The following is an 18153-nucleotide window of genomic DNA, read 5'->3' as shown; positions in this document are numbered from 1 at the left end:
GCGGCCGTTAGGCCGCCCTGCTCTCTGTACATACTCAGTCAGTGATAGTGCCGGCCAGTTATGTATTCGCGTAACCATGGTGCGATCCCAGCGTCTGGCGAGAGATCGCTGGTGGCTTTGATTCCCGGACGATCCGCATTGGTGTGGATCGTGTGTTTCAGCGTGTCCGTAAACCTGCTGCTGCTGGTCGTACCCTTCTACTCCATCGAAGTGTTCGACCGCGTGCTGAGCAGCGGGAGCGTCGAGACCCTTGTTGGCCTCACCGTCATCGCCGTGGGCGCTCTCGGCTTCAGCGCTGTCTTCGACACGTTTCGTAACCGATTGTTGAGCCGGTTCGCCGTCGGATTCGAGCGCTGCCTCGCCCCGATCCTCCTTGAAAGCAGCATTGTCGGCGCCACGCCGGGCGATGGCCGGCCGCACGATCTCGTCAAGCTTCGCGAGTTGAGGACTTTCCTGTCGAGCGGAACGGTCACATCGCTGATAGATGCTCCATTCCTCCCGGTGTTCATTCTCATCCTGTTCTTCCTGCATCCTTGGTATGGCCTCATCGCCTTGACCGGGGTGGGGGCCCTGCTGGCCATGGGAGTTGCAAGCCACCGGATCGCGCGCGGGGAAATCGCGCAAGCCTCGCACGCCGCGTTGAAGACGCAGGCGATGCTCGATGGAATTGTCCGGCACTCCAGCGTGGTGCAGGCGATGGGCTGGACGCGAGGTGCCATCCGCGCATTCATGAGCCTCAATGACGAAGCGCTGTCGCCGGTAGTGCGCGCCAGCGAACGCGTCTACACGATTGCGGCCACGGCGCGCATGGTCAGGACGATGTTGCAGATTACCGCGATCGGCGCTGGTGCCTGGCTCGTGCTTCAGAACGAGGTGCTTTCCGGCAGCCTGATCGCGAGTTCTATCCTGATAGCTCGCACGTTGCAGCCGATGGAAGGGCTGGTCTCGGCCTGGCGCGCGCTGGCATCCGCGCAGGATGCCTGGGCACAAGTTTGCGACGCCGCCGCACCGGTGCTTGTGCGCGCGCGGAAGACATTGCTTCCGCCACCATCCGGCATGCTCGAAGTCGAACGGGTGACATTCCGGATTGGTACGGGGCAGCGGCCCATTCTCGCAGGCATATCATTTCAATGTCGGCCTTCAGAACTCGTCGTCGTGATCGGACCGACCGGCGCCGGAAAATCGACATTGCTGCGCTTGATGGCTGGCCTGGAGCGGCCGAGCAGCGGTACGATCCGGTTGGACGGCGCAGCTCTGCAGAACTGGGATCCCGACCAGCTCGGTCAATTCGTCGGCTACCTTCCACAGGACGTGCAGCTGTTGGGCGGCACGGTGGCAGAAGCCATCGCCGGTTTCGGGGAATGCGCGCGCGATGATGATATCGTCGCCGCCGCGATGCTCGCGCAGGCGCATGACATGATCCTGTCGCTTCCGGCTGGCTATCAAACCGACATCGGGCGCGACGGTAGCAGGTTGTCCGACGGCCAGCGCCAGCGCATCGGTCTTGCGCGTGCATTCTACGGCGATCGCAAATTGCTCCTGCTAGACGAGCCCAATGCCAACCTCGACCCCGACGGTGAAGAAGCATTGTGCTCGGCCATCCAATCCGCCAAAGCGCGCGGCGCAGCATCGGTGATTGTGACGCATCGGCCGCGTCTCCTGACGATCGCGGATACCGTCCTGCTTTTGAGGGACGGCAACCAGATCACGTTCGGACCGCCCGTTCAGGTTCTTCGCGCCCAGCGGCCAGCGTCGGTCCCGAAACCGCAGGTGGTCGCTCGCGATGCCGAACCCCAGAAACTGCCGAGGGGGAGAGCTGCGCCATGACGCAGAACGCCATCGTAATTTCGGCACCTGCGGGCCGTCCCGATCGGACGACGTCGAGCAGAGAGCAACCTCGATCCGAGATGGGACGGATCATCGCATGGGGCTGTGTTCTGCTCGTCCTGCAGTTTTGCGGCTTCGGCCTGTGGGCGACAACGGTTCCGCTTCGCGGCGCCGTCGTGGCGCCCGGCTTCATCAAGGTCCATTCGAAGCGTAAGGCGGTGCAACACCTCGAAGGAGGAATCATCAAGTCGATCTATGTCCGGGAAAACGATCACGTCGAAGCCGGTCAGCTCGTTGCCCGCCTCGACACGGCGCAGATCGAAGCGACCCTTGGTTCCCTCGAAACGAAGTTTTTTGCCGACTTGGCGATGGAGGCGCGCCTCGCGGCGGAGCAGAATGCCGCAGAGTCGATCCGGTTCCCGGACGAACTGCTCGAAAGTGCGACCCGTCTCGCTGCGCGTATCGCCATTCAAACCCAGGAAGTTGAATTTGCCGCGCGGCTGGCCGCGATCGAAAACGAGCGCAAGGTGATCGATCAGCAGATGTTGCAAAACGCGGACGCCATCCGCGGCCTGGAGAGCAACACTGAAGGTCTAGAGCAGCAACTCGTACTGTTGCGAGAAGAGATAGCCGATACAAGCTATCTCCTGGCAAAGGGGCTCGCCCGAAAACCGCGCGTCTTGGCGTTGAAGCGCGCCGAAGCCGAAGCAGCCGGACAGGTCGCTCGCAATGCTGCATCGATCTCGGAAATGCAGGGCAAGATCGCGGAATTGAAGGACAGGCGCCGACAACTCGGGTTCAACCAGAATCAGGACATCGCCAAGCAGCGTCACGAGACGAGCGAGGAAATCGGTGACCTTCGACATCGAATTGCCGCGTTGCGCGCCCAGCTTGTTCGGTCTGAATTGCGTGCCCCTGAAAGTGGAAGGATCGTCGGCCTTAACAGCAGAGACCTCAATGCCGTGCTTGGACCTCGGGAAACCCTTCTGGAAATCGTTCCGACGCAAGATCGGCTGGTCATAGAGGCGACATTGAAGCCTACGGATCGGGAAGAGGTCTATGTCGGACAGATGGCGCGTGTGCGGGTTCACGCGCTGAACATTCGTCGCCGGCCGATGCTCGAGGGAAGGGTCGTCGGCGTCGCAGCAGACGCGCTGACCGATACCAACTCGGGCGTGAGTTCTTAGTCTGGCGGAGGTCGAGCTCGATCCCAACGCGCCGACAGCCTCCTACATCTCAACACTGCTGCCCGGTATGCCCGTCGAGGTGTTTGTCGAGACGGGAGAACGAACCTTTGCGGAATACCTTCTGCAGCCGATGACGCTGCGCATCAATCGTGCATTCAAGGAGAATTGAGACGCTGGTAAGGGGTAGGCCGGCCTACGAGGGAGGCGACCGTGCATGAGTGCAGTAAAGCACTACCTTCCGGACAGGATGGCTTTGGTTTCGATTGCGTCGAGCGCGCCTCGACACAGGGTAATGACGGAGGTGCTGCATCAGCACCATGTTTGGAGCGGCACCCGCACCAGACCGCGATGGAGTATTTTGCGCACGCCATGGCGGAGCTGCTCCATTGCAGGAGCTGCTACGTCGCAATGATATCTTCCTCCGGGCTGGAAGAAGTCAAAATCGGTGACGCCACGGCCGATCCGTCATCCACGACGGTGGTTGCGCGAATTGCGCGCAAGGGCACGGCTGAGGACGTTACCTCTCTGCAGCCGATCAATCCCCGGACCGCGTTCGTGCGGAAGCTGATTGGCTCTCAACCTTCGACAGAGAGTCATTCAGTCATCGGCAGGTTTGCTTCCCGCGAACGGGCGACTGTCATATTCGTGGCGGGTTGGCGACCTACTGCGCTCGCAGCAGCCGAGATTCCGGGCTTGGCGCATGCCGTGCGCCCAATGTGGGAGGCAGCTCATTCGCTTGCCCGGCAATCGCCGGTCGAACGTGTCGATGCTCAGATCTGGCTCGAAGAGCTGACCTTTCCCGCCATCATTACAGACGAGAGCCTGCGTGTTCACGCGGTCAATCGAGGCGGACGGGTGCTGCTTGCCAAGCGCGAGTTGCTGAGGCTGGACGGCGGCAGGCTCGCTGCCTCACGCGGTTCCATAACCGAGGGCTTGCGGGAGGCGATCCGCGACGTGCTGCTTCAGAGCAGGGGCCACGGATGGCTCAATACCACGGTCCCGCTTTCGATGGATCGTCAGCAATTCGCCTTCGCCAAGATCGGCGTCGTTCCAGCGCAGGACGAGTTGGGAAGGGCCTTGATCGTCGTGCCGCAATTCGACGAAGTGCACGGCGCGCACTGCATCGCATCCGCATTCGGGTTGAACTGGGCCGAGGAAAGGATTGTTGCCCGGATCCTTCAATTCCAGTGCCCGCGCGATATCGGGGCCGAGCTTCGCCTTACCGAGGCAACGGTTCGAACGTACACCAAGAGGATCATGCTCAAACTAGGGATCAATCGACAGTCGGAGTTCTTTCTTCTGTACCATCTCACCCAATCGCCTTTTGGCGCAGGCAGGCGCGAGAAATCATTGAGCCGTGTGGCCTCCGAGCGTCCATCGGAGGAAGATGGTCCAATGAGATTGTGGACGGCTGGCAAACGTTCGCTCGATTGAGTTAAGGCGCTCCCGTGATGCTGGGTCGCATGTGCCGTGCAGCTTTTCTCTACCGGGCGTTCGCCGTCGTGACGGTTGCCGGGGCCGGCTTCCATGCCGACGCCCAGAACGTTCAATTGGCAATTCCAATCGCCTGCGAGCCTGGCCGGAGCTGCTACATCCAGAACTACACCGATCTCGATCCATCTCGATCCGCGCGAGATTACAAGTGCGGGACGCTGACCTACGACGACCACAACGGCACCGACTTTCGCTTGCCCTCACTGGCGGTGCAAAAGGCCGGCGTCGAGGTGCGCGCGGCGGCAAACGGCCGCATTCTTCGTACACGCAACGACGCGCCGGACGGTGCGTTTGCAAAATCGGGGCGCGAAGCGGTGCGTGACGCCGAATGTGGCAATGGCGTCGTCATCGAACATCCGGCGCAATGGGAAACCCAATATTGCCACCTGGCCGCCGGCAGCGTGTTGGTCAAGCCGGGAGACAGGGTCGAAATCGGGCAGCCGATCGGTCGTGTCGGTCTGTCCGGCCTGACGGAGTATCCTCACCTGCATTTCACCGTGAGGCACGGCGGCGCAGTCGTCGATCCCTTTGCCTATGGCGTTCGCCCCGACTCCTGTGAAGGCGGTGAATCCCTGTGGCTTCCGGCCGTACGCGCAAAGCTCGAGTATCAGGAGCGAGCCATCCTCAATGGCGGCTTCACGACCGGTCCGGTCACGATGGAACTGATCGAGGACGGAAGCGCCGAGAGGGAGAGACCATCAGCCAGCTCACTGGCAATCGTCGCGTTCGTGCGGGCGATCGGGCTGAAGGCGGGCGACGCGCAATGGCTGGTCGTCAAGGACCCGCTCGAACATGTCATTGCAGAAAATCGAGCCGCACCACTTCAAGGCAACAAGGCGCAGATCATGCTGTTTGCCGGGAAAAAGCGCCCCCCTGGCGGCTGGGACCATGGCACCTACAAGGCCACCTATGTTGTCGGGCGCGACGGCCAGGTCGTGCTCAAGAAGGAGCTGGAGCTCGTGCTCTAGTTCCGGATTCCGGCCGGCGAATCCGGCTGCGCCGGGGCGGTTAGAGACTTGGATCGGTTGCCGGAACGGCTCGCTCCCGCTATAGGGCGTGGAGAGGTGAGCCATGTCCGATATGCGCTTGATTGTTGCAGGGGCCGGCGGCCGGATGGGCCGTGCGTTGACGCGAGCGATTGCCGAGAGCGAAGGCGCGGTGCTGGCGGGTGCGCTGGAAGCGCCGGGCTCGGAGCTGCTCGGCAAGGACGCCGGCGTGCTCGCAGGCCTGCCGGCTAACGGCATACAACTCTCCGCCGATCTCTGGGCGATGTCGAAGGATGCCGACGGCATCCTGGATTTCACCGTGCCGGCGGCGACCATCGCCAATGTCGCCATCGCCGCCCAGCGCGGCCTCGTGCATGTCATCGGCACGACGGGCCTTTCGGCCTCCGACAACGCCGTGATCAAGAGCGTCACCAACCGCGCCGTCGTCGTGCAGTCCGGCAATATGAGCCTCGGCGTCAACCTGCTCGCCGCCGTGGTCAAGCGCGTCGCCAAGGCGCTCGACCAGAACTTCGACATCGAGATCGTCGAGACGCATCACCGCATGAAGGTCGATGCGCCCTCGGGCACGGCCTTGATGTTGGGTCAGGCCGCTGCGGCGGGCCGCGGCGTCTCGCTCGATGAGCATTCGGAACGCGGCCGTGACGGCATCACCGGCGCACGGCGGTCCGGCAATATCGGCTTCGCGTCCTTGCGCGGCGGCACTGCGGCCGGAGATCACAGCGTGAGCTTTCTTGGGCCGTTCGAGCGCCTGACGCTGTCGCATCATGCCGAGGACCGCATGCTGTTCGCCCATGGTGCTCTGAAGGCAGCGCTGTGGGCGCATGGCAAGAGCCCCGGGCACTACTCCATGGCCGACGTGCTCGGTCTTGCCGACATCTGAACGGAAATAAGTAACGGAAAGCAGTCAATGAGCGAACGTCTCCTCGTGCTCGTGCGCCACGGCCAGAGCGAATGGAATCTGAAGAACCTGTTCACCGGCTGGAAGGATCCTGATCTCACCGAGCTCGGCGTGAGGGAAGCCAGGGAAGCCGGCCGCAAGCTGAAGGCGCAAGGGCTCGTCTTCGACGTCGCCTTCACCTCCGTCCTGACGCGCGCACAACATACGCTCGATCTCATCCTGGGCGAGATCGGCCAGGAGGGCCTGCCGACAGCCAGGGATCTCGCGCTGAACGAGCGCGACTATGGCGATCTGTCGGGCCTTAACAAGGACGACGCGCGCAAGAAGTGGGGCGAGGAGCAGGTCCACGTCTGGCGCCGCTCCTACGATGTGCCGCCGCCCGGCGGCGAGAGCCTGAAGGACACGCTGGCGCGCGCGCTGCCCTATTACGTGCAGGAGATCCTGCCCGGCGTGCTCAACGGCAAGCGCACGCTGGTCGCCGCCCACGGCAACTCGCTGCGCGCGCTGATCATGGTGCTGGAGAAGCTGTCGCCCGAAGGCATTCTAAAGCGCGAGCTCGCCACCGGCGTGCCGATCATCTACCGGCTCAACGCGGATTCGACGGTGGCCTCGAAGCTGGATCTGGCGGGGTAGGCCCTGCCGCTGAGCCGTAGGGTGGGCAAAGCGCAGCGTGCCCACCATGCGCCAGCGATTGCGGAAGAGTGGTGGGCACGGCGCTATGCGCCTTTGCCCACCCTACAAGGTCGGGGCCTACTGCACCCCCAACCGCCCGGCTTCCCAGCCCAGCATCGCCTGCTTGCGGGTGATACCCCAGTGATAGCCGGTGAGCGTGCCGCTTTTGCCGAGCGCGCGGTGGCAGGGCACGACGAAGGAGACCGGGTTCTTGCCGACGGCGGCGCCGACGGCGCGCGAGGCCTTCGGATTGTTGATGTTGCAGGCGATGTCGGAATAGGACACCGCGCGTCCCATCGGGATCTTGAGCAGCGTCTCCCACACCCGCACCTCGAAATCGGTGCCGATCAGCACGACGCGAAGCGGCTGGTCGGGCCGCCAGAGCCTTGGCTCGAAGATGCGCTGCGCGAGTGGCGCCGTGCCCTCGTGGTCCTCGACATAGGTGGCGTTCGGCCAACGCCGCGTCATGTCGGCAAGCGCGACCATCTCTTCACCGGGATCGGCGAAGGCGAGGCCCGACAATCCGCGTTCGGTCGCGATCACGATCGCGGTGCCGAAGGGCGAGGGATGGAAGCCGTAGCGCAGCGTCAATCCCGCGCCGCCATTCTTCCATTCGCCCGGCGACATCGCTTCATGGGTGACGAAGAGATCGTGCAGCCGGCCGGGCCCCGACAGGCCGGAGTCGAGCGCGGCGTCGAGGATGCTCGCGGAATCCCGCAAGAGGCCCTTGGCATGGTCGAGGGTGAGCGCCTGCATGAAGGCCTTTGGCGTGATCGAGGCCCAGCGGCGGAACAGATGGTGCAATTCATCCGGCGTGACGCCGGCGGCATCCGCCATCGCCTCGATGGTCGGTTGCGCGCGCCAGTTCTCCGAGATGAAGGCGATCGCCCGGCGCACGGAATCGTAGTCGCGCAATGCCGCGTTCTGGGAGCCCGGCCTGGCCAGGCGCTGGTCATGTATGGCGAGTGTCATCATGACGGGAAATGTAGGAGAGGGGGCGGTTCGAAACCACCCGATTTCCGACTCGCAAATCAGGTGACCGGGTTGTAGGTCGGGCCGCGCCTGGCGGCGTTCAGTGCCTGGATTAAGGCCTTGGCAAAGCTGGCTTTTTCCTCAGGACCCAGGAACCCGCCGATCGACAGGCAGCGGCCCCGCGAGATCAGGTAGAGGTGTTCGAGGCCGTACTCCTCGTCGACGTCCTGGTCGAGGCGGACCCAGAGCGGGTTGAACACCCATTCGGCGACCTGGCCGCGATGGCTCACCCGCCGCACGCGCAACTCCGACGGCGTGATGACGATCTCCTCGCTCGCCCGCGCGGTGCGGAAATTGACCCTGAAGGCCCACCAGATCACCAGCACGTCGAGGCCGAAGAAGCCGAACACCGGCCATGCCCCCATCATCAGGAAGACGATTCCGGTGGCAAAGCTGACAACGCTCAAAAACAGCATCACGGCAAGAAAGCCGGTGCGGTTCAGCGAGCGGTGCGGCGTGAGCAGCGCGGAGAAGATCGGCACCTCGCTCTCGCGCTCAATTTCGTTGCCTGTGCTCATTGTCCCTCAGTATATCCCGATCATGGCGAAAATCACCCGCAAGGCAGCCGCGCGCAAACCGGCCGTGCCGAAGAAAAAGGCAAAAGAGGCCACGGCCAAGCCCACGGTCAAGCCGAAGCGGCCTGCGAAGACCTCGCTCAAAGCGATTAAGCGCTGGACGCCCGCGGAGATCCACGAGGTCTTCAGCCGTTTCCGCAAGGCCAATCCGGAGCCGAAGGGGGAGCTCGAGCATCTCAATCCCTTTACGCTGCTTGTCGCCGTCGTGCTGTCGGCGCAGGCGACCGACGCCGGGGTCAACAAGGCAACGCGGGAATTGTTCAAGGTCGCCGATACCCCGCAGAAGATGCTTGACCTCGGCGAGGAGCGCCTGCGCGACTACATCAGGACCATCGGTCTCTACCGCACCAAGGCCAGGAACGTGATCGCGCTGTCGGCGAAGCTGCTGTCGGAGTTCGGCGGCGAGGTGCCGCGCACGCGCGCCGAGATCGAGTCGTTGCCCGGCGCGGGGCGCAAGACCGCCAATGTCGTGCTCAACATGGCCTTTGGCGAGCACACCATGGCGGTCGACACCCATGTCTTCCGCGTCGGCAACCGCACCGGCCTCGCGCCCGGCAAGACGCCGCTCGAGGTCGAGCTCGGTCTCGAAAAGGTGATCCCTGCCGAGTTCATGCTGCATGCACATCATTGGCTGATCCTGCACGGCCGCTATACTTGCCTCGCGCGCAAGCCGCGCTGCGAGGTGTGCCTGATCAACGATCTCTGTCGCTGGCCGGAGAAGACGGTCTGAGTCAGCAGGCTGTCGTTCCGGGTTCGCCTCTTCGAGGTGACCCGGAATGACGATGGTAGCATTGGCGTTCGTCCGAGGTGCTTTGGGGTGATGTCGTGAGTCAACAAGAACAAGTCGCGCCGTCAGCACCTGCCGCAGCGCCACCCAAGCCAACGTCGTCACCAGCGAGCTCACTCTGGAGCCGCCTCGCGATTCCACTGTTTGCCGTGATCGTCGCGCTCGGCTTCGTCGCGCTGGCGACGCAGCGCTTCGACGAGTGGGTCGGCGACGCAGTGATCCAGACCACCAACGACGCCTATGTGCGTGCGGAGCTGACGCGGCTCTCCCGCCGCGTCGCCGGTGAAGTGCTGACCGTCGCGGTGACCGACTTCCAGCGGGTCAAGGCCGGCGACCTCCTGATCCAGATCGATCCCGCCGACTACGAAGCGCAGGTCGCGCAGGCGGAAGCGGCGGTCGCCGCGGCGCAGGCCGCGCTCGACAATTTAAGCAACCAGATCGAGCTGCAATATGCCACGATCGCGCAGGCCCAGGCCGCGCGGCTATCGACAGAGGCTCTGGAGGTCGAGGCGCGACAGGAGCAGGAGCGCCAGCAATCGCTGTCGCAGACTGAGGCCGGCACGCGGCAGCGGCTCGAGCAGGCGGTCGCCGCTTACGCCAAGGCGCAGGCCGACGTGCGCGCGAGTCGCGCCGTGATCGCGCAGCAGCAGCATCAACTCGAAGTCCTGCAAGGCACCAAGAAGCAGCGCGCCGCCGATCTCGAAGCCGCCAAGGCGACGCTCGCCAGCGTCAAGCTCAAGCTCGGCTACACCAGGATCACGGCACCGTTCGATGGCGTCGTCGGCGAGCGCCAGGTGCAGCCCGGCGACTACGTCAACATCGGCACCAATCTCATCAATGTCGTGCCGCTGCCGAAAGTCTATGTGATCGCGAACTACAAGGAGACGCAGCTCACTCATGTGCAGCCGGGCCAGCCGGTCGAGATCACCGTCGATGGCTTCCCGCGCGAAAAGCTGCGCGGCCGGGTCGAGCGCATCGCGCCGGCGACCGGCGCGCAGGTGGCGCTGCTGCCGCCGGACAATGCGACCGGCAATTTCACCAAGGTGGTGCAGCGCATCCCCGTGCGCATCCAGTTCGACGACAACCAGCCGCTGCTGGCACGCCTCGTGCCGGGCATGTCCGTCGTGACCCGCATCAACACCAACGGTGCAGACGCGAATGGCGGCAAATGACGATGCCGGTCGCGGGCCGGTCTCGCGCGGCGGCATCGCGCAGCAGCCGCTGTTCGCCGTGGCCGCCGTATTGCTCGGCTCCTTCCTCGCCAATTTCGACAGCCGCCTGACCACTGTCGGCCTGCCGGATCTGCGCGGCGCGTTCTCGCTCAGCTTCGACGAGGGCGCCTGGCTCTCCACCGCCGGCATCGGCTCGCAGATCTTCATCGCGCCCGCGGTGGCCTGGCTTGCCACGGCATTTGGCCTGCGGCGCGTGCTCGGCATCCCGAGCCTCGTCTATGCCGTGGTCTCGCTGATCATTCCCTTCGTGCACGACTATCCGATGCTGATGGTGCTCAGCGTCGTGCATGGCCTGCTGTTGGGGACCTTCGTGCCGGCGACGCTGATGATCGTGTTCCGCAACCTGCCGATCCGCTGGTGGCTGCCGGCGATCGCGCTCTACTCGATCCGCGTCGGCTTCGCGTTCGACACGTCGAGCTCGCTGGTCGGCTTCTATGTCGACCATCTCGGCTGGCAATGGCTGTACTGGCAGGGCGTCGTGATCGCGCCGCTGATGGGCTTGATGGTCTATCTCGGCACGCCGAGCGAGCCGGTCAACCGCGACCTGCTGCGCGAAGCCGATTGGGGCGGCATGTTGCTGCTCGGCGCCTCGGTCGGGATGATCTATGCCGGGCTCGACCAGGGCAATCGCCTCGACTGGCTGGAATCCGGCACGGTGATGGCGCTGCTCGCTGGCGGCGGCGTGCTGTTCGTGGGCTTCCTCATCAACGAGGCGCTGGTGCGCCGGCCCTGGGCGCATGTGAACGTGCTGTTCTCGCGCAATATCGGGCTGTCGCTGGTCGTGATCCTGCTCTACACGCTGACCAGCCTTTCCAACTCATCGCTGGTGCCGAACTTCCTCGCCACCGTCGGCCTGCTCAGGCCGGAGCAGAGCGGCCTTCTGCTGCTCACGTACGGCGCGCTGCCGATGTTCGTGCTGGTGCCGATCTCGATCTGGCTGCTCCGGCATTTCGACACCCGTACGGTCGTGGTGCTGGGATTTGCCTGCTTTGCCGCCGCCAACCTTTGGGGCACCCAGCTCACGCATGACTGGGCGCGCGAGGACTTCATCGGCATCGTGCTGCTGCTGGCGATCGGCCAGTCGCTGACGCTGCTGCCGTTGATCGTCACGGCGCTGTCCAACTCCGACCCGAGCCGCGCCACTGCCTTTGCCGCCTACATCCAGATCATGCGACTCGGCGGCGCCGAGATCGGCGTGGCGCTGATGGGAACGTGGCTGCGCGTCCGCGAGCAGGTCCATTCCCTCTATCTCGGCCAGAACCTCACCGTCGGCGACGCCGACGTGGTGCGGATGCTGAAGCAGCTCGCCGATCATTTCGCCGCCCATGGTGCGGGCTCGGCGCCGGCGCGCGCGGTAGGAACGCTCGCGAGCTTCGTCCAGCGCGAAGCCAATGTGCTCGCCTACATCGACGGCTTCTGGCTGTGCTTCTGGCTTGCGATCGCAGCGCTCGGCCTCATCGCGCTGATCACCCGCGCGCCGCCGGGCCCGTTCACGCCGGCGCCGTTCGGCTTCGCCAAGACTGTGCTGCGCAAATGCGGGGTGCCAGTGACCTGATGGTCACCGCATCGACCGCGCCGGCTCGATCAGCTCGGGCCGCGACCCGGACAGGCGCTTGTGCATGTGAACCATGAAGGCCATGCCGAAGATCGGCGTCGCCAGATTGACGATCGGGATCGACACGAAAGCCGCGATGATCAGGCCGGCGGTGAAGATGGTCGCCGCATTGTCCCGCCGCATCGCCTTGGCTTCCTCCGGGGAGCGAAAGCGCATCGCGGCGAGCTCGAAATATTCGCGGCCGAGCAGCCAGGCGGCGGCGAGGAAAAAGATCAGAAAGCCGGCGCCGGCCAGGAACACCAGCGGCAGCGCGGCCAGATAGACCAGGATCGTCAACAGCGCGGTCTTGAGGCCCTCGTAGATCGCCTGGTTGAACGGCAGCGCAGCGCCCGGCCGCTCGGCGGGGTAGTGTTCGCGCTCGACAATGTCGGCGACGTCGTCGACGAACAGGCTCGCCACCAGCGAGGTGATCGCGGGCATCAGGAAGATGCCGCCGAACACGACGCCGAGGCCCGCCGCGATCGAGACGATCCAGGCCATAACCTCGAGCGATGAATGCCAGCTCGGCCCGAGCAAGCCTTCCAGCCACACCTCGCCATAGGTCGCAAACCAGCTCAGCAGCCGCTGCAGGCCGATCGCCAGCACGGTGATCAGCACCAGGGCAACACCGATCGAGCGCCACAGGATCGAGCGCATCGGCGGCGAGATCATTTGCGACAGCGCCTTGACGGCGGCATCCAGCATGGGGGGTCCTCTCACGAAATCACCCGCGAGAGGTAGACACGCGGAACCGCTTCGGCAAGGGACGTTGACCCGCTATTGCCTGCGGCCTAAAGCGCGATCGGGCCGGAACGGGATGAGCCAGATGGCTGCTATGCCGCGTCGAGCGGCTTGCCGCGCACGTTCGGTCCGAACAGCGCCATTGCGATCACCACGATCAGCATCGCGGCGGTGATCAGGCCGAACACGCCGGTGACGCCGCCTTCCTTCAGCATGTAGGCGACGATGAAGCCGGAGAACGTCGCGCTCAGCCGGCTCATCGAATAGACGAGGCCGGAGGCACGCGCCCGGATCTGCGTCGGAAACACCTCGGTCTGATAGGCGTGGTAGGCGTAGGACATCGTCGTGTTGCAGGCCGTCAGCAATACGCCGCAGATGATCAGCAGCGCCGGCGCGCTGAGCTGCGCGAACGCCATGCCGAAGACGATGATGGCGATGCAGGCGCCGGAAATGATCCAGCGCCGCTCGAATTTGTCGGCAAAGCTCGCGGCCAAGAGCGGCGCGATCGGGTAGGCAAAGGCGACGACGAAGGCATATTGCAGGCTCTTGGTGACGGTGATGCCCTTCTCGACCAGCAGGGTCGGCACCCAATTGGCGAAGCCGTAGAAGCCGAAGGCCTGGCACAGGTTGAACACCATGAAGAGCACGACGAGCGAGAGGTAAGGCGGCCGGAACAGATCGGCGAAGCCGACGGTCGCAACCGGCCGCGTCACAGAACGCGCCGACGTAACGCCGGAGCTCGGTGCGGCGGTGCTTCCGGCGGCGGCCTCCAGCGTCGCCAGGATGCGGAAGGCCTCCTCGGTCCGGCCATGCCGCGCCAGCCAGAGCGGGCTCTCCGGCAGGAACAGGCGCAGCACCCAGATGACCATGCTGGCCGCGGCCCCGATCAGCACCACCCAGCGCCAGCCATCGAGGCCCAACGGCGCGAGCGGCACCAGCCACCAGGCGAGGAAGGCGACGATGGGCACCGCGATGAACATGATCGCCTGGTTCACCGCGAAGGCGCGCCCGCGCATCCAGCTCGGCACGAGCTCGGTGATGTAGGCGTCGATGGTGATGACCTCGACGCCGATGCCGACGCCGGCGAGGAAACGCCAGAGCAAGAGGCCTTCCGAGGAGGTCTGGCAGGCCATGATCACCGAGGCCGCGGTGTAGCCGAGCAGTGCGTAGGTGAAGATCGCACGCCGTCCGAAACGGTCGGCGAGAAAGCCGAGGAAGAAGGTGCCGACAAACAGGCCGGCAAAGGTCGATGCGACGAAGGCGCCGATGCCGGAGAAGCCGAAGAACGCCTGTGTCGTCGTGGTCAAGAGCCCGCTGCGGCTCAGGCCCGGGGCGATATAGCCGGTCAGGAACAGATCGTAGATCTCGAAGCAGCCGCCGAGCGAGAGCAGGATGATGAGCTTCCAGACGTGCGCGGAGGCCGGCATGGCCTCCAGGCGCCGCGAGACTTCGTCCGGCGCCGCGGCCGTCGTATCGAGCTCAAAGCCGGTGTCGATGCCCACCACGCTCATGATGTCCTCCCGTGCGCGCGGAGATGGCCTCCGCTGGTCCCGGCGGCTTTCTTGCCGAAGCTGTGCCGGATCGCATCATGTTGGCGGGTCGAAGCCAGAAATCCAGACGAACATATCGATGGTAGCGATCGATATTCTCGAACTCGGCTCCTCCTCGCCTCTCCCCGCCTGCGGGGAGAGGCCGGAATTTGCGACAGCAAATTCCGGGTGAGGGGGAGTCTCCGCGAGTCCATCTCTCACCGTGTGCGCGGAGAGAGGCCCCTCACCCCAACCCTCTCCCCGTAAGAACGGGGAGAGGGAGCGCACCGCTACCGCGGCGAAAGTCGGCTTTCAACCCAACAGCTTCGCCTGCCAGCGTCCGCCATGCACCTCGTCTGCGATCAGCTTGAGGATCAGCCGACGCATCTCTTCCATGACGTAGGTCATCGGGCGGTTGCGCAGGCGGCAGAGATAGAGCGTTCGGGTTAGCTTCGGCTCGATCACCTCGCGTGCGACCAGGCGGCCCGCCGCGAGCTGCTCCTGCGCGAACAACTTCGTCGCGATGCTGCATCCGAGGCCCGCAACCAGCGCGCCGGTCATGCCGCTGATCGAGTTGGCGTGCAGGATGGCAACGGCTTCCAGCCGCTTGAGCAGCACCGGGTCATCCAGCAACGCGCGGGCGGAGAGACCGTGGCGCAGCAGGATCAGCGGCAGCCGGCTCAGTTGCTCGAACCGGATCGGTGCCTTGGTCTTGCCGACAAGCTTCGCGGTACCGACCAGGAACATCTGCTCCTCCAGCACCGGCTCGGCGATCAGGTCCTTTTCCGACGGCGGATTGTAGACCAGCGCGAGATCGACGTCGGAGGCCATCAGATGCATCAGCGTCGCGCCGGACAGGCTCTCGGTGAGCGACAGCTTCAGCTTCGGATACTCGGTGAGCACGGTGCGCATCAAGGGTACGCCGATTGCCTTGACGCCGGAATTGGCCATGCCGATCGAGATATCGCCCGCAATGACGCGCGCGCCCTGGCGCACCTCGGTCTCGGCTTCCGCCATCGCGCGCAGGATGATGCGCGCGTGCTCGTAGAGCCGCTCGCCGGCAGCCGTCGGTTCCATGCCGCGCGACTTGCGCTCGAACAGGGGCGCGGCAAACTCGGCTTCGAGATTTGAGATATGATGGCTCAGCGCAGACTGCGCGACATTGACCTGGTCGGCGGCGCGCGACAGGTTCCGCTGCTCGTAGACGGCGATGAAATAGCGGAGCTGGCGCGAATCCATGATGGGCAGCGTTCGAAAACCGTGAAGACACCATTCGACAGATTATATTTTTAAGAAGGCTTGTGAAGGCCTAGGCTCTCGAGCCGGCGAACAGGAGAGGCGCATGGAGAGGGAAGAACCGGCGGCCGGGCTGCCGCTGGCAGGCGTGCGCGTCGTCGAGATGACCCACATGGTGATGGGCCCGACCTGCGGCATGATCCTCGCGCAGTTGGGCGCCGAGGTGATCAAGGTCGAGCCGCCCTCAGGCGACAAGACCCGCAGCTTGGGGGGCATGGGCACGGCCTTCTTTCCGCTCTTCAACCGCGGCAAGCGCAGCGTCGTGCTGGATTTCGAGAAGGCGGAGGATCGCGAGACCATGCACCGCCTGCTCGCGACCGCCGACGTGTTCCTGGAAAACTTCCGCGACGGCCAGCTCGAAAAGCAGGGGCTCGGCGCCGACGAACTGCGCCGCCGCCATCCGCATCTGATCGTCGCGGGCCACAAGGGCTTTCTGTCCGGCCCCTATGAGCATCGCCCGGCGCTCGACGAGGTCGTGCAGATGATGTCGGGTCTCGCCGCCATGACCGGCACGCGCGAAAAACCGCAGCGTGTCGGCTCGTCCGCCAACGACATCATGGGCGGCATGTTCGGCGTGATCGCGATTCTCGCGGCGCTCTATCAGAAGCGCGCGGGCAAGCGCGACGGGGCCGACATCCGCATCGGACTGTTCGAGAACTGCCTGTTCCTGGTCGCCCAGCACATGGTCGAATATGAAATGACCGGCAACAAGCCGCGCTCGATGCCGGAGCGCGAGCACGCCTGGCCGATCTACGACATCTTCGATGCCGGCGGCGGCGAGCGCATTTTCATTGGCGTCGTCACCGAAGGCCATTGGCAGAGCTTTTGCCGGGAGTTCGGCCTCGCCGAGTTCCTGGACGACGCGAGCTTGCGGACCACGACCGACCGCATTCTGGCGCGGTCGCGCATCATTCCGCGCGTGGCCGAGGTGATCAGGCAGTGGAACGTGGCGGAGCTCTCGCAGAAGCTCGACGCGCTCAACATCTGCTTCTCGCCGATCAACCGGCCCGAGGATCTCTTTGCCGATCCCCACGTGCTGCGGCCGGGCGGGCTCGTCAACAACGTCACTGCCGACGGCAAGCCGTTCCGTGTGCCGGCGCTGCCGATCGAATGGAACGGCAGCAATATCGGCGAAGGCCTGAAGGTCGCGCCGCTCGGCGCCGACACCGCGGCCGTCCGTGCCGGGATCGACAATGAAGACCCCACGTCCAAAGCCGCAGGGAGGCGTGCATGAGCCGGATTCAGGAGATCTACCCGTCGGATCGCGTCAGCCTGCGCGAGGTGGGCCTGCGCGACGGGCTCCAGCTCGTGAAGAAATTTCCGTCGACCGATGCCAAGAAGCGCTGGGTGCGCGACGAATACGCCGCCGGCGTCCGGCATTTCGAGGTCGGCTCGTTCCTGCCGGCAAAAACCTTTCCGCAGTTCGTCGATGTGCGCGACGTGATCGCGACCGTCGCAAAATTGCCCGGCGCGCATGGCATCGCACTTGCGCTCAATGAGCGCGGCGTGAACGAGGCGCTCGAGTCCGGTGTCGGCGAGATCGCCTCGGTGGTCTCGGCCACCGAGGAGCACAGCCAGGCCAATGCTCACCGCTCGCGCGAATCCGCAATCGCCAACGTCAAGCGGCTCTGCGAGATGCGCGACGCCAGCAGCCACAAGCCGCTGGTGAATGCCGCGATCTCGATGGCGCTGGGATGCTCGATCACCGGTCCGGTCGATCCCGCGGAAGTGTTGCGGCTGGTCGACAAATGCCTCGAAGCAGGGGTCGATTTCGTCGCGATCGCCGACACCGTCGGCTATGCCGGACCGAAGCACGTGGCCGAATTGACGCGCGCTGCGGTGAAGCTCGCCGGTTCAAAGCCGATCTGCATCCATCTCCACGACACCCGCGGCATGGGCATCGCGAACGCCGCGGCCGCGCTGGACGAAGGCGTGCGCATCCTCGACGGCTCGCTCGGAGGTCTCGGCGGCTGTCCCTTCGCGCCCGGTGCGACCGGCAACGTCGTGTTCGAGGATCTCACGTTCCTGTGCGAGAGCAAGGGGTTTGCGACGGGGATCGACCTGGAGAAGCTGGTCGCGGTGCGCAAGATCCTGCGCGAGGAAATGCCGAACGAGCCACTGTACGGCGGTGTCGCGCGGGCGGGCCTGCCGAGCGGGAGCTCAGCGAAGGCGGCGTGATCTTCGCCTCTCCCCGCTTGCGGGGAGAGGCCGGAATCGCGCGGAACACGCGAATTCCGGGTGAGGGGGACTCTCCTCGAGTCCAACTGTCACCGTCCCCGTGG

Annotated in this window: 16 protein-coding genes; 11 read left to right on the top strand and 5 right to left on the bottom strand. The window is 64.7% G+C overall.

The window, feature by feature from the left end:
* Positions 1-111 precede the first annotated feature (111 nt).
* From AXW67_RS34300 to AXW67_RS34275, 6 genes are all read left to right on the top strand, one after another.
* Entirely contained in the window at positions 112-1827 is a 1716-nt protein-coding gene (locus AXW67_RS34300) for a type I secretion system permease/ATPase (RefSeq protein WP_245315809.1), read from the top strand.
* Complete coding sequence (locus AXW67_RS34295; protein ID WP_245315808.1) at positions 1824-3014, top strand: HlyD family type I secretion periplasmic adaptor subunit; 1191 nt, start codon at positions 1824-1826, stop codon at positions 3012-3014. The genes AXW67_RS34300 and AXW67_RS34295 overlap by 4 nt, the downstream gene beginning before the upstream one ends.
* A 369-nt stretch (positions 3015-3383) precedes the next feature.
* Positions 3384-4448, top strand: a complete 1065-nt coding sequence (locus AXW67_RS34290; protein WP_245315807.1) for a helix-turn-helix transcriptional regulator — start codon at positions 3384-3386, stop codon at positions 4446-4448.
* Between the two features lie 17 nt (positions 4449-4465).
* The gene (locus AXW67_RS34285; protein ID WP_245315806.1) at positions 4466-5476 is read left to right on the top strand and encodes a M23 family metallopeptidase; all 1011 of its coding nucleotides are present in this window, start codon (positions 4466-4468) and stop codon (positions 5474-5476) included.
* 103 nt (positions 5477-5579) lie between these two features.
* Positions 5580-6395, top strand: a complete 816-nt coding sequence (gene dapB / locus AXW67_RS34280) for a 4-hydroxy-tetrahydrodipicolinate reductase (protein WP_063681474.1) — start codon at positions 5580-5582, stop codon at positions 6393-6395.
* A gap of 27 nt (positions 6396-6422) precedes the next feature.
* On the top strand, positions 6423-7046 hold the full coding sequence (locus AXW67_RS34275) for a 2,3-bisphosphoglycerate-dependent phosphoglycerate mutase (protein WP_063681473.1): 624 nt from the start codon (positions 6423-6425) through the stop codon (positions 7044-7046).
* Between the two features lie 117 nt (positions 7047-7163).
* Here the strand turns inward: AXW67_RS34275 and AXW67_RS34270 are convergent, their stop codons facing one another.
* Together AXW67_RS34270 and AXW67_RS34265 are read right to left on the bottom strand one after the other, a co-directional pair.
* Positions 7164-8060, bottom strand: a complete 897-nt coding sequence (locus tag AXW67_RS34270) for a methylated-DNA--[protein]-cysteine S-methyltransferase (protein ID WP_027550125.1) — start codon at positions 8058-8060, stop codon at positions 7164-7166.
* A gap of 56 nt (positions 8061-8116) precedes the next feature.
* Positions 8117-8635 carry a DUF2244 domain-containing protein gene (locus AXW67_RS34265; protein WP_027550124.1) on the bottom strand — a complete coding sequence of 173 codons (519 nt, stop codon included), beginning with the start codon at positions 8633-8635 and terminating at the stop codon, positions 8117-8119.
* A 22-nt stretch (positions 8636-8657) separates the two neighbouring features.
* Between AXW67_RS34265 and nth the strand changes: the two genes are divergently transcribed.
* The 3 genes from nth (at position 8658) to AXW67_RS34250 (ending at position 12266) form a co-directional block, all read left to right on the top strand.
* Positions 8658-9422: an endonuclease III gene (gene nth / locus AXW67_RS34260; RefSeq protein WP_027550123.1), complete on the top strand. Its 765-nt coding sequence runs from the start codon at positions 8658-8660 to the stop codon at positions 9420-9422.
* A 95-nt stretch (positions 9423-9517) separates the two neighbouring features.
* On the top strand, positions 9518-10651 hold the full coding sequence (locus AXW67_RS34255) for an HlyD family secretion protein (RefSeq protein ID WP_063681472.1): 1134 nt from the start codon (positions 9518-9520) through the stop codon (positions 10649-10651).
* Positions 10638-12266 carry an MFS transporter gene (locus tag AXW67_RS34250; protein ID WP_063681471.1) on the top strand — a complete coding sequence of 543 codons (1629 nt, stop codon included), beginning with the start codon at positions 10638-10640 and terminating at the stop codon, positions 12264-12266. Before AXW67_RS34255 ends, AXW67_RS34250 begins: the two co-directional genes overlap by 14 nt.
* A gap of 3 nt (positions 12267-12269) precedes the next feature.
* Here AXW67_RS34250 and AXW67_RS34245 read toward each other — a convergent pair whose 3' ends face one another.
* From AXW67_RS34245 to AXW67_RS34235, 3 genes are all read right to left on the bottom strand, one after another.
* Positions 12270-13010 (bottom strand): sulfate transporter family protein, encoded by a 741-nt coding sequence (locus AXW67_RS34245; protein WP_063681470.1) that lies wholly within the window; start codon positions 13008-13010, stop codon positions 12270-12272.
* 128 nt (positions 13011-13138) lie between these two features.
* Positions 13139-14557, bottom strand: coding sequence for an MFS transporter (locus AXW67_RS34240; RefSeq protein ID WP_063681469.1), 1419 nt, complete (start codon positions 14555-14557; stop codon positions 13139-13141).
* A 330-nt stretch (positions 14558-14887) separates the two neighbouring features.
* Entirely contained in the window at positions 14888-15814 is a 927-nt protein-coding gene (locus tag AXW67_RS34235) for a LysR family transcriptional regulator (protein ID WP_063681468.1), read from the bottom strand.
* A gap of 103 nt (positions 15815-15917) precedes the next feature.
* Between AXW67_RS34235 and AXW67_RS34230 the strand changes: the two genes are divergently transcribed.
* Together AXW67_RS34230 and AXW67_RS34225 are read left to right on the top strand one after the other, a co-directional pair.
* On the top strand, positions 15918-17105 hold the full coding sequence (locus AXW67_RS34230; protein WP_063681467.1) for a CoA transferase: 1188 nt from the start codon (positions 15918-15920) through the stop codon (positions 17103-17105).
* Positions 17102-18049 carry a hydroxymethylglutaryl-CoA lyase gene (locus AXW67_RS34225; protein WP_063681466.1) on the top strand — a complete coding sequence of 316 codons (948 nt, stop codon included), beginning with the start codon at positions 17102-17104 and terminating at the stop codon, positions 18047-18049. The genes AXW67_RS34230 and AXW67_RS34225 overlap by 4 nt, the downstream gene beginning before the upstream one ends.
* Positions 18050-18153 lie beyond the last annotated feature (104 nt).

This window comes from Bradyrhizobium neotropicale (genome assembly GCF_001641695.1).
Taxonomy (GTDB): domain Bacteria; phylum Pseudomonadota; class Alphaproteobacteria; order Rhizobiales; family Xanthobacteraceae; genus Bradyrhizobium; species Bradyrhizobium neotropicale.
This window is presented reverse-complemented; position numbering and strand designations above follow the sequence as displayed.